General features: G+C 42.6%; 11 protein-coding genes. 4 read left to right on the plus strand and 7 right to left on the minus strand.

Annotated elements, in window-relative coordinates:
• Positions 1–146 precede the first annotated feature (146 nt).
• Together ACOJR9_RS15195 and ACOJR9_RS15200 are read right to left on the minus strand one after the other, a co-directional pair.
• Positions 147–1,091, minus strand: coding sequence for a diguanylate cyclase (locus tag ACOJR9_RS15195; RefSeq protein ID WP_420933764.1), 945 nt, complete (start codon positions 1,089–1,091; stop codon positions 147–149).
• A gap of 14 nt (positions 1,092–1,105) precedes the next feature.
• Positions 1,106–3,232, minus strand: coding sequence for a putative bifunctional diguanylate cyclase/phosphodiesterase (locus tag ACOJR9_RS15200; RefSeq protein ID WP_420933765.1), 2,127 nt, complete (start codon positions 3,230–3,232; stop codon positions 1,106–1,108).
• A gap of 268 nt (positions 3,233–3,500) precedes the next feature.
• On the opposite strand from ACOJR9_RS15200, the gene ACOJR9_RS15205 reads away from it, so the two are divergent.
• The 3 genes from ACOJR9_RS15205 to ACOJR9_RS15215 all read left to right on the plus strand — a co-directional run bounded on the left by ACOJR9_RS15205 (position 3,501) and on the right by ACOJR9_RS15215 (position 8,237).
• A complete protein-coding gene (locus ACOJR9_RS15205) occupies positions 3,501–5,984 on the plus strand; it encodes an ATP-binding protein (protein ID WP_420933766.1) in 2,484 nt (827 codons plus the stop codon).
• Between the two features lie 44 nt (positions 5,985–6,028).
• Positions 6,029–7,206 (plus strand): IS3 family transposase gene (locus tag ACOJR9_RS15210; protein ID WP_420933767.1). Its coding sequence is split into 2 segments (ribosomal slippage): positions 6,029–6,278 and positions 6,278–7,206, totalling 1,179 coding nucleotides; the frame shifts between segments, so codons are not numbered across the junction.
• A gap of 224 nt (positions 7,207–7,430) precedes the next feature.
• Positions 7,431–8,237 carry a response regulator gene (locus ACOJR9_RS15215; protein ID WP_420933768.1) on the plus strand — a complete coding sequence of 269 codons (807 nt, stop codon included), beginning with the start codon at positions 7,431–7,433 and terminating at the stop codon, positions 8,235–8,237.
• Between the two features lie 74 nt (positions 8,238–8,311).
• On the opposite strand, the gene ACOJR9_RS15220 is transcribed toward ACOJR9_RS15215, so the two are convergent.
• Complete coding sequence (locus ACOJR9_RS15220) at positions 8,312–10,120, minus strand: trans-sulfuration enzyme family protein (protein ID WP_420933769.1); 1,809 nt, start codon at positions 10,118–10,120, stop codon at positions 8,312–8,314.
• 164 nt (positions 10,121–10,284) lie between these two features.
• Between ACOJR9_RS15220 and ACOJR9_RS15225 the strand changes: the two genes are divergently transcribed.
• On the plus strand, positions 10,285–11,262 hold the full coding sequence (locus ACOJR9_RS15225) for a D-2-hydroxyacid dehydrogenase (protein WP_420933770.1): 978 nt from the start codon (positions 10,285–10,287) through the stop codon (positions 11,260–11,262).
• Positions 11,263–11,355: 93 nt separating this feature from the next.
• On the opposite strand, the gene ACOJR9_RS15230 is transcribed toward ACOJR9_RS15225, so the two are convergent.
• The 4 genes from ACOJR9_RS15230 to minD form a co-directional block, all read right to left on the minus strand.
• Entirely contained in the window at positions 11,356–11,928 is a 573-nt protein-coding gene (locus ACOJR9_RS15230) for a glutathione S-transferase family protein (RefSeq protein ID WP_420933771.1), read from the minus strand.
• Positions 11,929–12,079: 151 nt separating this feature from the next.
• Positions 12,080–12,424 carry an iron-sulfur cluster insertion protein ErpA gene (erpA, locus tag ACOJR9_RS15235; RefSeq protein WP_163104394.1) on the minus strand — a complete coding sequence of 115 codons (345 nt, stop codon included), beginning with the start codon at positions 12,422–12,424 and terminating at the stop codon, positions 12,080–12,082.
• Between the two features lie 111 nt (positions 12,425–12,535).
• Complete coding sequence (minE, locus tag ACOJR9_RS15240; RefSeq protein WP_420933772.1) at positions 12,536–12,787, minus strand: cell division topological specificity factor MinE; 252 nt, start codon at positions 12,785–12,787, stop codon at positions 12,536–12,538.
• Complete coding sequence (gene minD, locus ACOJR9_RS15245; protein WP_420933773.1) at positions 12,787–13,596, minus strand: septum site-determining protein MinD; 810 nt, start codon at positions 13,594–13,596, stop codon at positions 12,787–12,789. The genes minE and minD overlap by 1 nt, the downstream gene beginning before the upstream one ends.
• Positions 13,597–13,603 lie beyond the last annotated feature (7 nt).

Here is a 13,603-nt window from a genome sequence, read left to right on the forward strand (position 1 = left end):
GTTGTGCAAATAATGGAACTGCATAGATTGCCCACACGCTCTGCGAAACTGCGCTGCCAGATTTACGAATAGGATAGGGCTCATGTTAAGTTAATGGTTTTGATAAGGGATTCGTTCAGGCTTGTGTCAAAAGTCCTTTCAATTTCCTAACCACAAAGGCGGTTTTTACCCTGAGATTTAGCTTCAAACAACGCCCTATCTGCCTCTTCGATAAGCTGTTCTATCGACGTATTTTGCGATGTTTGGCAAGATGAAAACCCGGCGCTAACAGTTACTTTGCCTAATGGGCTTGCTTCATTCGTGATGGCTAAGGCGTTTACGGCTCCTATTAACTCACAGCCTATACTCATGCATTCATTGGGATATGTGTAGGGCAATATCACTAAAAACTCTTCTCCTCCATAGCGTACAACGCAATCCTGTGGTCGATTAACTTTACCGACAAGCGTATTGGAAACCAGCTTTAAACAGGAATCGCCTTCTATATGCCCATATGTGTCGTTGTACCCCTTAAAATAGTCGATATCGAACATAATTACGCTAAAAAATTCCTTGTTACGCATCGCTTGCTTAAGTAGTAGTGGCACTTCCATTGCTAGATAATGACGATTGTATAATTCTGTCAACTGGTCATGAAAAATGAACTCTTTAAGAAGCGATAGTCGCAGCGTGTTTTGCAATGCGTTTTTTACTCGATGAGTCAACGTTGACGCTATTATAGGCTTTTCAATAAAGTCTGCTCCCCCAGCTTCCCAGCACCTGTCCTGCACATCACGTTCTGCACTTCCTGTAATAAAAATCACTGGAATATCGACAAAGCGAGTATCCCGTTTTAATTGCCTACACAACGTTAAACCATCTTTTCGAGGCATATTAACGTCTAGCAATATTAAGTCGGGACGAATATCTTCACACGTTTCAAAGACTAAACAACTATCATCAACTTCATAACATTGAGTGAACTCTTCAATAACTGAAGTAAGCACTAGCCTACTTGACTTTTCATCATCAACAACCAGCACACAACACTCGGATAAAGTTCGGCGGTGAACACTTGGAAGTTCGATTGTTGTGTAATCCTGCTCTGGCATGCTGACTCCCACTGCTATTCTATAAGTTCCTGAAGTAAGTCATTGTGTGCTTCAGCTGGTTCGGGGTAAGCAAAATAATATCCTTGACCATACTCACACCCCATTTTCTTTAGTGCCTGCATTTGGCTCTGTGTTTCAATACCTTCACACACCACCTCTAACTGAAGTGAATTAGATAAATCGAAAATGGCTTTTACAATGCTCAGAGACTGCTTGTCTGTCTCAATATCAATAATAAATGAGCGATCTATTTTTAGTACATCAAAATTAAAACTCTTTAAATACGATAAACTCGAATAACCTGTGCCGAAGTCATCAAGCGCTACAGACACGCCTAATTGCTGTAAAGAATAAATAGCTTTTTTAGCACTAGTGATATTTTGAATAAGCGCTGACTCGGTAATTTCAAGTTCTAGCCACTGTGCTGGCAAACCATACTCAGCGAGAGTTTCCTTTACATTTTGAGCGAAACCATACTCATTAAACTGCGATGCACCTATATTCACCGCAACTTTTACTGGGGTGCCATCATCTAGCCATTTTTTTGCCTGGCGACAGCTCTCTTTTAGCACCGCTTTCCCTAAAGAGTTTATTAATCCGCACTCTTCAGCAATAGGTACAAATATAAACGGAGACATAAGTTCACCGTTATGCCCTTCCATCCTTACCAGCGCTTCCATGCCCGTTATGCGATTGCTTTTTAGGCTAAATTTGGGCTGAAAGTAAACTATCATGGCGCCTTCGTTAAGACGCTGGTGAAGCAGTTGCTCTATGCTCACACGCTCCTCTAAATTTTCGGAAAGCTCATTGGCATAAAAAGAAACGCCATTCTTGCCGTCATTTTTTACTTTGTACATGGCGGTGTCAGCATGTCGCATAAGTTGCTCTGGTGTTTTTGCATCATCTGGAAACACACTCACGCCTACGCTTACCGTTAGCCTATGCTCTTGATTATCAAGCTCAAACGGGGTATTGATAACACTAATTACGCTGCTGGCAATTTGATTAATGTAGCTAAAACTTTTGCACCGGCTTAACAATATCACAAACTCATCGCCTCCGATGCGAGAGACGGTTGTGTAAGCATCTCCTACGTTCTCTAGTCTCGACGCTACATGCTTGATTATGGTATCGCCTAAATGATGGCCTTTGGCGTCATTAACATATTTAAAATTATCAATATCAATAAGTAAGGCGGCAACCATAATGTCGGTATCCTGCGACAAGTTAATAGCCTGCAGCATTCTATCGTGCAGAAGTACCCTATTGGGAAGCTCGGTTAATTGGTCGTGATGAGTAAGATGGGTCATTTGCGTTGACATAGCAACAGACGCTGTTACGTCTTGGAATACGATTACTCCCCCAATCATATGCTTACCTTCCATATCAAAAATAGGGCTGGCTGTATCTTCTACACGATAGCAAGAGCCGTCCTTACTTTTTAACTCAGCATTAAGTGCCATCGCTACTGAACGCCTTTGCTTAAGGGCTACGGATAAAGGATTTATCATTAATTTACCATCAGAGGCATCTCGTAAGTGCATTATTTCTGTAATAGGCTTACTGAGTGATTCTTTTTCTGAATACCCTGTGAGCCTTTGTGCTACCGTATTAATGAACGTTATACATTCGTTATTGTCTGTAGCAACAACAGCATCGCCGATAGAGCGCAATATGGTGTTTAAATGTGTTTTTTCACTGTGTAATAGAGAATAGGCTTTGTGCAACGACCTTGACTGCTGCTTTATAAGTATTTGATTTTGCACGCGCAGACGACAGATATCCAAGTGAATCGGCTTTCCAATAAAATCAGCCGCGCCTAATTCAAAAGCTTCTGTTTCTATAGATGCCCGGGTGTGGCTAGTGATGAAAATAAAGCTGCAAAACGAAAGTTCGGGAATGCTTTGCATAGCTCTACATAGCTCAAAACCGTTGATTTTTGGCATATCAATATCTAATAAAATAACATCAGGCAGGTGCTGCTTTGCCAACACTATTGCGTCTTCAGACGACGTAGTAGTAATAACGCGATACATGTCGGATAGCGCATTTTCGATAACTAAAAGATCCGATTTTTGGTCATCGATTGCCAAAACAATCCCTCTACCAGCAGCTATTTCACCAACATAACTCGTAACCACACACCACCCTCTATAAAGTAAACTGAAATCACTATTAAACCCAAAAATTACCGGTCGCGAAACCTAAAACTTAATCCTTAAACTGTAGACCTTTAATTTATTATTTAATGAACATATTTTAAGTTTTATTAATATATGTCCATTTCATGCTATTTTTTTTGCGTAAATTGATTAGAAAGTCTAATTTTAAGCCAGACAATGACCGTTATACTATTAATGCGTACGAAACTTTATTCAAAGAAAAATATTTATACCGGAATTTAAATTGATGAAAAGCTATTCACCGTTCAGGATTTATTCGGTACTTGTCATTATTAGTATAATAATTGTCACGTTTTTTGCTAACCAGCAAGTTATCGACACCTACAACAGAGAGCTAAGTAAAGATTTAAAAAATGACATACTTAAACTCGAGACACTACTAGTCAACGAATTTGAGGCATTCCATGACGATTTATCTCTTTTGTACAGCACCCCTCCCATCAGCGGTCTTGCTCGTGCATCAAAAAATAACGGAATAGACCCTATTGACGGTTCGACGTCAGAGCGCCTTAAAGAACGCTTGTCTAAAATTTTTAAAGGCATGATAAAGAGCAACGGCAACGTTTTTCAGTTACGCGTTCTCGATGCCTCTGGACATGAAATTATAAGGGTTGATAAAACAGAAGGCAGTGTACGTAGGCTTTCAGAGAGCGAGCTTCAGGATAAAAGTACACGCTTTTATTTTCAACAGGCCAAGGAATTAGGAATAGGTCAAGAGTTTACATCACACATCGATTTAAATGAAGAAAACGGTGAATTATCTTTTCCTTATACGCCGACCGTTCGTCTAGCACGCCCCATCTTTACGAATACAAATGAATTTTTTGGCGTTCTGGTAATGAATGTCGACACAACTGAATTGCTAGATACTATAGAGCAGCTTGTTACCAATAAATACAATATTATGCTCTCTGACCGCGACGGTTATTTTATTAAACACTTTAATAGAGACCTTCAATACAGTCGCGACTTGTTCCCCGAAGCGACTTTCAACTCTATCTACGACCAAACACCATTTTCTGATAGCGATATGAACGAATACAGACACAACGGTAGGAGCTGGGTTGGACATCATGAGACTATCACCATTGCACGAACAGAAAAAGGAGGGAAATTGTCAGTGTCCTTACTGCTTTCTGAACAGCAATACCGAGACGGCTTATTCAAACGGCGAATTCAATCATGGCTTTTGCTGGTAGGGGTACTTTTTGTCTCACTTATTTCTATTTTTATCCTGCAAAAAAATAACTTACGACTTACGAACTTACTTCGTAAAGCTGAAGAGTCTGAAGCAGCAGTTGATGTGGCAGAGGATGCCATTATTACTACCAATGCATCATGGCATATTAATTCTGTGAATAGGGCATTCGAAGATTTGTTTTCATTACGCGTTAGCGACGTTCAAGAAGTATCACTGCCACATGTTTTACGACAGCTGGGCGACTCACATTTCGATACTGCAAGGGAAGAACTCCTTAAAGGACTGGTGTTTCCCGAATATGACTGGCTGTATTCCCCTACCACCGGAGAACAAAAATGGCTGCGAATAAAGGCATCGAAGGTGCGCTTGCAAGAATCTGAAGCGGCCTACGCAATAGTTATACAAGATGTAAGTGGCGAAAAAGTTGCACTAGCTGAAGTAGAAGCCATAAACCAAGAGCTTGAATCGACTGTCGCAAAACGCACAGAGGAATTAGAAATAGCAATGGGTAAGGCCTTAGAAGCCAGTGAACTAAAAACTAGCTTTATTTCGAACGTTAGTCATGAAATGCGTACGCCGTTAAATGGTATTGTCGGCGCTACCAGTTTATTAAAAAAGGAAGTGCTGAGTGAGAGGCAACTCAACCTTGTCAAAATTGCTGAAAATAGCGTCGACTCGCTACGCGCTGTTATTAACGACATTTTAGATCTATCAAAAATCGAAGCAGGTAAGCTAGAGCTCAACTACCGCTACTTCGAACCAGAATCGCTATTCGAGAGCGTAACCAGTACGATGTCGGTTATTGCAAAAGAAAAAAATCTTACTCTTTATATCGACACCACAGAGTTGGGCTTTGCTCAAATTTACTGCGACCCACATAGACTCACACAAGTACTCAACAATCTACTCAATAATGCAATAAAGTTTACCGAGAAAGGCGAGATTTGGGTTAAGGTGTGGAGTGATATCAAACCGCACGTCAGCTATTTACATATTGAAGTGAAGGATACGGGCGTTGGGATCGCAGCTGACAAAGTAGACAGTTTATTTGAACCCTTTGTTCAAGCAGATGACACTACCTCAGCTAAATATGGCGGCACCGGTCTAGGACTATCAATTTGTAAGCAGATACTCTTACTCTTAGGTGGGGAAATATCAGTTAGCTCGGTGCGGCATAAAGGTTCTGTTTTTAGTTTAGACATTCCTGTTGAAGATTGGAGGGAAAAACAAGACAACACCACAAGTTTGATGGCAGAAAAAAGCGCAGGCTTAATCGTTCAAAACCCAGGGTTACTGTCATTTTTGCATAACATGGTGAATTCCCTTGGTGGCGAGGCTGTAACGCTGAGTGCTCCATTTTCACCGCCAATGTTCAAACCATACTCCGTTTTAGTTATCGATTATCAGCACCCAGACTTTGCTTTATTCAAAGACTGTTGGAATGGACTCCCTTCCTCAATCACACAGACTATCAAACTGATGGTGATTGACGTGGTCCAATTGAATTGACCAGTCCAGTTAAGAGTATAATATCAGCTTAACTGGAGAAAGAGATGCCTGAAAGAAAGCGTTACACCAAAGAATTTAAACTCGATGCGGTTAGTCTTGTGCTTGATCAAGGCCATAGCAGAACCGATGTTGCCAAAATGTTAGATGTTAACAATCAGATGATCAGTCGCTGGGTCAAGGAATACCAGCAAGATGATGATGGGCAAGCATTTAGGGGCAACGGTAAATTAACACCAGAGCAAGAAGAGATCCGTCGACTTAAAGCGCAGGTCAAACAGCTTGAAATGGAAAAGCGCATATTAAAGGAAGCGACGGTCTTTTTCGCCAAGGAAACGAAATAAAATATCGTTTCATCGCGCAACGTAAAAAGACCTATCCAGTCGATTTAATGTGTCGACTGTTGGGCGTGAATAGAAATGGCTTCTACCGGTATGTGAAGAAGCAGGAATGGCCGCAGACGCAGAAGGATAACGAAAAAGCTGAGATGCTCGAATGGATTGAAGCCATAGATGTTGCGAGTGAGCATACATACGGTAGCCGCAGAATGCAGCGAGCATTGAACTGTTTAGGTTATCCAGTAGGCCGACAGCAAACGCGGCAGTTAATGAAAGAAGCCAACGTAAAGGTTCGATACAAGAAGAAGTATAAAATCACCACCAATAGTGATCACGACAAGCCCGTATTCGACAATGTACTCAACCGTGAGTTTGACGTTAACGCACCGGACCAAGCGTATGTTTGCGATATTACCTACGTCTGGACACGTGAAGGTTGGTTGTATTTAGCCGTGGTTATTGATCTGTTCTCGCGGAAGGTTGTGGGCTGGAGTATGGGTTCACGAATGAAGGCCAAGCTTGTTTGCGATGCACTGACAATGGCGATTTGGCAACGTCGCCCGAAGCCAGGATTGATTGTTCATTCTGACAGAGGAAGTCAGTATGCAAGTGACCAGTATCGTCGATTATTGAAAGGCCATGGTTTTATTGGCAGCATGAGTCGAAAAGGCGACTGTTGGGATAATGCCGTGGTAGAGAGTTTCTTCGGTACACTGAAACAAGAACGTGTGCATTGGAAGTCATATCAAACCCGTCTCGAAGCACAGCAAGATATCTTGCAGTACATCGCGATGTTTTATAATCCGATGCGGTTACATTCATACTTAGGATATATGAGTCCGAATCAGTATGAAGTGGCAGCATTGAAACAGAAGAAAGTAGCTTAACTGGGTTGGTCAATTTTGGTTGACCACGTCAGATATCTGAATCGCCTCAATCTTCACTTAGTTTACCAAGCAACTCGATTAATTTAATTACTCCTTTATACCGTTCTGTTTTTGTTTCAAAACTAAGTGATTATTTATCGAATGGTCGAACAACTGCCATTGAGGCAAAAAATGCTCGGAGCGCCGAGTCTGGGTTTGGCCTGGTCTCTTTTAAGTCACATAGCGTGTTGATCGTTGATGACAATGAAATTAATCTGCAGGTCGCGCAGTTTATTTTAGAGCCTCTCGGCGTTACGTTAGCCACTGCAAGAAATGGTAAAGAAGCATTAGATGTGCTCACAAAATCGCCTCACACTTTCGACCTTATTATGATGGACTGTAATATGCCGGTTATGGATGGTTACGACACCACAAAAGCGATTAGACGTGGAGACGCCGGCCAAGGCTACCGGTCTATTCATATTATAGCCGTCACCGCTAATGCCATGAAAGGCGAGAGTGATAAATGTTATCAGGTGGGCATGAACGATTATGTGACAAAGCCTATTGAACCGGATATTCTGATTGGAAAAATAACCGACCAATTTAATACAAACAAAGCGTTGTCGCCTAATACTGTTGTCGTCGACGAATATGAAGAAACACTATCAGAGGCGCCTTCGCAGCAAAAAATCAACCAAGAAAATGATACTTTATGGGATAAGGAAAGTGCCCTATCACGATTGAGCGGAAGACATAAATTGTTAGACCAACTCATTCAGTTGTTCACTAACGAGTGCGATCTAAAAGTTCAATCTCTAACCACTGCATTCGCTGCGCAAGACAGAGAGCAGATTAGAATGGACGCCCATGCTTTTAAAGGCAATTGTGGTGACGTCGGCGCAGCTGCGCTTTACAACACTCTAGCTATGCTAGAAGAGCATGCTATAGAAGCAGAGTTTGACGCTTTAGAAACATTGTTCAATCAAGTCAAGGCTCAACTTTTTCTTACCTTGAAATTATTCGAATCTCACAACGCAGAACAAGAGTGACTTAATAAGGCTATATTCCCACAATCCAGCTTAATACCATTTTCTCATTAGAATGGCGCTGAGATAATCATTCCTCAGCATGAGTTGCCCATAAGTGACTTCATACTGGGCTTACCACCAAAATGCTGAGCGCAGACTCTTTGGCTTACCTTTACATACAGCGCATCAATTGCCTCATTATTCATAAATTGATGACTAAACCCTGGCGTGCTGGAATCAATGAAGTGACGAGAAGCCAGCATAAAATGTGCAATGAGATGCTTTACGTTATCGGTACCCATTGCAATGCGCATAGTAGTAAGCTCAATTCCCGCTTTCGACTGCTCGCCTTTACTTAACTCAGAATGCGAGGTTAACGCAGGGCAAAGCACAATAGTGTTATTCTGACCAATACTCACTTGATGACTAAACGCAGGCTCTAGGGCATCGAAAAAGCGGGTAAATACGTCTTTCGCTAAACCAGCGGGTGCCATATCGATAGTAAATAAGGTACACGGCCAGCCATGAGCGTGCTGTTTTTCCCTAAGTCCTGCATTTTCGTGCTCTGGCAGTGCATGGCAATTCACTCTAATGAGCGGATGAGAGCTTAAAAATGTCGTAAACACTTGTGTATTGATAACTTTCGTCATCATTCGCTGCTCTAACGTTTTCATGCCATTTAATACATCAAACGCTTTTTCAGAGTCTAAGAAAGCGCCCTTGATGTAATACACGTCCCAGAACATGGTTTGCGACCAATCTACACCGTCTACATGGCTTCCTTTGGGCTGAAACATGCGGTGGCCTTCACCTATCACCACACCAGCGGTTGTTGCGCCACTGCCGCACAAGTCTTTGGTATAGCTATGAACAACATAATCTGGGCGTGCAGCTTTATTTTTATGCTGCAGTGGCTGATGTAATACCGGTGTGGCAAGCGTAGAATCAAGCATTACCAGCGCACCTTCAGCATGAGCAAGCTCACTGATACCAGGCACATCGAGAACATAGCCATGGGGGTTACACGGAGACTCCATATAAACATGCATTGAAGCACCATTGTTTAAACGCTCAGCGTGCTGGTGCTTGGTGTGTGCCATAAAATCTGCAAAGCTTTCCTTGTCATACCCATCGAACCAAGCAATTTGAATATCCATTCTATTTTCTCTTGCGAAAAAATCATGAAGGAGCTGGTAAACGCCCCCATAGACATTTCTAGACACAATTAACACATCGCCGTGGCTCAATACGTTCGACAACATGGCATCGATTGCCGCCATACCTGAGTTAAAGTTCCATGCAAGGTATTCAGAAGCATAGGGGCCTGCTTCCATGTCTACAATGGCGTTGGCTAGTGAAATATTGGTGGGGTTTAACAAGCGCGAGTATATTTGGTGCGTAAATTCTTTGCCTTGAAACGCGTCGTCTACCCATTCGGTGCAGGCATACACATAGGTTGCCGTTCTCACAACCACGGGGGTGGCCGAAAACAGCGCGGTTACGTTGTCAAATAACGGGTAATGCCCTTGCGATCCATTACCACTCGATAAGCTTTGATAGGTAGCACGAAATGGGTTTTGTAGGGTGTCTAAAATTTTAGCGATTTGAAAGGATAAAAATTTCTTGGCGTTGAAGTATGCCACCCTATCTTCTTTATCTAGAGATTGAAGGGTATTACTAGTAATATCCCAAAGCTGCATTACACTGGATTGCGCGCCATATAGGTGGTGCGCAGTTTGAGCTAGGGCTTTTCCGTAGTCGCTGGACGCATCGATGCCAAAATGACTTAGCTGTTCGCCAACTAAACCCTCTGTGGTATTGGCCTCAGTGGTATTGCGTTTAGGTGAAAGTACTTTGGCGTGCTCAACCGAGATAGAATGATTGTGAGTATTATCCGACTGCATGATAGTTCCATTAAAATAGTGAAATTGGATTAGGGCTTTTAGCTAAGCTAAAAACCAAGCTTTTAACTAAAACTTAAAGCCATATTTACAATTTGAGAACAAACAGACGTGCGATAGATGAACACGCACTAGGAAAGAAAAGTTTACTTAAGAGTCAAATCTGAATGAATGAAAGCGCTCAAAAACCATTAAAAGTCGTCATTTTAAGCAACCAAGCAGAGCAGATTGCCGCTGCTATTCGTGCAAAAGCGGCTCTATTACCCGATACTTTTCAGCACATTGATATCTGCATCGCCACTGAGAGCACCGAAGGCATCGACTGTGATAGCATTGAAGTGCTGCTTGCAGATCCCAATCTAGCGGCTAAGGTTATTCCGCACTGCCAGCATTTAACATGGTGCCAATCGACTTGGGCTGGTAATGCCCCGCTTCTCAACCTTGAAAAAACTGACTATGAATTAACGGGGCTAAAAGGCGTATTTGGAGAGTTAATGCGTGAGTATGTGTTTGCCTACTTGCTGCAGTTTGCGCGAAACATACCCGCATTTGCCGCTAATCAAAACGCTGAGCCACCGGTGTGGCGCGCCGAGACACGCTTTCCCCTTAACGGATTAACTTTAGGTATTATTGGTTTAGGTAATATTGGCCGTGCGCTTATACCTGTAGCGCATAGTTTTGGAATGAAAGTAGTTGGCGTGTCGAGAAGCGCTAAGCCAGTCGAAGGTACAGACGCCATGTATATGCCTTCGCAAATTAACCAATTTGCAGAGAGCGTGGATCATGTTGTTAATTTTATGCCTGACACCTCGCACACCCAGCAACTGCTCTCTAAAGACTTCTTTGATCATCTCAAGCCCCATTCTATTTTAATCAATGCAGGTCGAGGAAGCGCTATAGACAATAACGCATTAATTAATGCGTTAAACGAAGGCCGGCTGGCTCACGCTGTTTTAGATGTGTTTGACCATGAACCATTACCGTCCACGCATCCGTTTTGGCATCACCCCAAAATAACGGTAACTGCTCACAGCGCCGCAGAATCCCAACCTGAAGATGTAGCACAGGTATTTTTAGACAATGCGGAGCGCTATCTCAACCATCAACCACTACACTATAAACTCGACTTTACGAAAGGGTATTAACAGCACACAGACCGCTGCAAAAATGCCCGCAAAGATCAACACGCCCTGGCATTAAGCCTAATGTATGATTGAGATGAAAGTAGGACTAAAAGTTTATACGCGGGGATCGGTAGCGGTCACCTCAATTTTGTTTTGATGTTTTTCGTGAAAATCCAGTAGTTCGGGATAATGCCGCATATCGTGAAGCTCGCGAAACAACACCCAGTCAATTAATGAATAAAGGCAAATTTCAGGATAGTGCCAGCCTGCAAATTTGCCCTCGTTACATTGCTTTGTAAGAATAGAAAACACACCATCTATGCGCTCACTTTGCAAATTGAAATACAATTTTTCTTGCTCAATATCGAAGTCGGAACGCTTGAGAAGTAAAAGCTGCACTAAGGAGTCGTTGACTGCGTCAATTAAGGTTAATTGATTCTCTGCCTCCCACGAAAGTGCGTCGTAGTTATACTTTTCGGCAAGGTAATTATAAATAATGCGTGAGTCGAGAATAACTTCGCTGCCATCTTCTAAACACGGTACTTTCATCGTGGGGTTTCGCGAAGCTAATAGCGCCCTGTCATTTAAAGAGAATATATTTAGGTTTAAAAATTCATGCTCTGTTGAGGCGAGCACTATGCGGATGCGTCTTACATAAGGCGAGGTGGTCGAGCCATATAATTTCACTATTGCGTCCTTCCATAGCTATGCTTAATCCATAGTGTAGACGCAAAGTTGCCTATATGAAAAGGAATGGAAAGAGATAAGAGAATAAACTAGGCAGATATAAAAAGAAAAAATCCATATCTGCCTGTGACTTAGATTAAGTAGAGCGAACTTACACGCTGAAGCTAGCACCGCAACCGCAAGTGGTGGTTGCGTTAGGGTTTTGCACTAGAAACCGAGAACCTTCCAAGCCATCAACGTAATCAACTACACCGCCTACTAGGTATTGTAGGCTCATTGGATCAACAACCAGAGTTACGCTGTCTTTCTCTATGGTCATATCGCCTTCATTGACTTTCTCATCGAATGTGAAGCCATACTGAAAACCTGAGCAGCCGCCGCCTGTTACATAAACTCGTAGCTTAAGCTCTGTATTCTCTTCTTCGGTAATCAGCGCTTTAACTTTATGTGCCGCTGCATCAGAAAACTCTATTGGCAACGCCGTTTCGACTGACATATTTACCCCTAACGTTAATTACTTTTCATGCATTTTACTATGCATTAGTCTCTAATACATCAGTATTTACGGCAAATAACGTGAGTTTAATTCGATTTGAGTATATGCCAATTAGTCTGGCAAGGTGACGTTTAGCTCTAGCACGCTGCAGTCATCGTTGTTATCTAGCTGCACGGATACTTGGTCATCTGCTATTGCCACGTATTTGCGGATAACTTGGATAATCTCTTGCTGCATCATTGGCAAATAATCTGGCTCAGTGCGCTTTCTACGCTCATGAGCCACTATAATTTGTAAGCGCTCTTTTGCGACTGCCGCAGTACTTGGCTTTTGCTTCTTTTTCAGCAAATCGAAAATGCCCATTACTTTCCTCCTAGTAGACGCTTGAAGAATCCTTTTTTCTCAGCATCAAGAAAACGATGTTCAACAGTTTCGCCAAGCAGGCGCCTTACGGCGTCGGTGTAGGCTTGCCCCGCATTGGCTTCTTCATCAAGAATAACAGGCTGGCCTTGGTTAGATGCTTTAAGCACCGATTCTGATTCTGGAATAACACCAAGCAGTGGAATAGCTAGGATTTCCTCTACATCCGCCACGCTAAGCATTTCTGCCGTTGCTACTCGGGCAGGGTTATAGCGAGTAAGCAATAGATGCTCTTTTACTGCTTTACCTTGCTCTGCGCGCATGGATTTGCTTTGCAAAATACCAAGAATACGGTCTGAGTCTCGTACTGACGACACCTCAGGGTTTGTCACTACAATGGCTTCATCGGCAAAATAAAGCGCCATCTGTGCACCTTGCTCAATACCTGCTGGTGAGTCACAGATAATAAAATCGAAGCTCTCTTTAAGCTCGTCTAATACCGCTTGCACACCTTCAACAGTTAGCGCATCTTTGTCTCTAGTTTGCGAGGCCGGTAGTATAAATAGATTACTGGTTCGTTTGTCCTTAATTAATGCCTGTTTAAGGGAGGCTTCTTTGTTGATGACGTTAACGAAATCATACACCACGCGACGCTCACACCCCATAATAAGGTCGAGGTTTCTCAAACCCACATCGAAGTCGATAACCACGGTTTTGTGACCTGCCAATGCCAAACCTGTGCTAATTGCTGCACTTGACGTGGTTTTACCCACACCGCCTTTTCCCGACGTTACTACTATAATCTTAGCCATTTACTGT

Source organism: Alteromonas ulvae (assembly GCF_048987005.1).
In the GTDB taxonomy this organism is placed as follows: Bacteria; Pseudomonadota; Gammaproteobacteria; order Enterobacterales; family Alteromonadaceae; genus Alteromonas.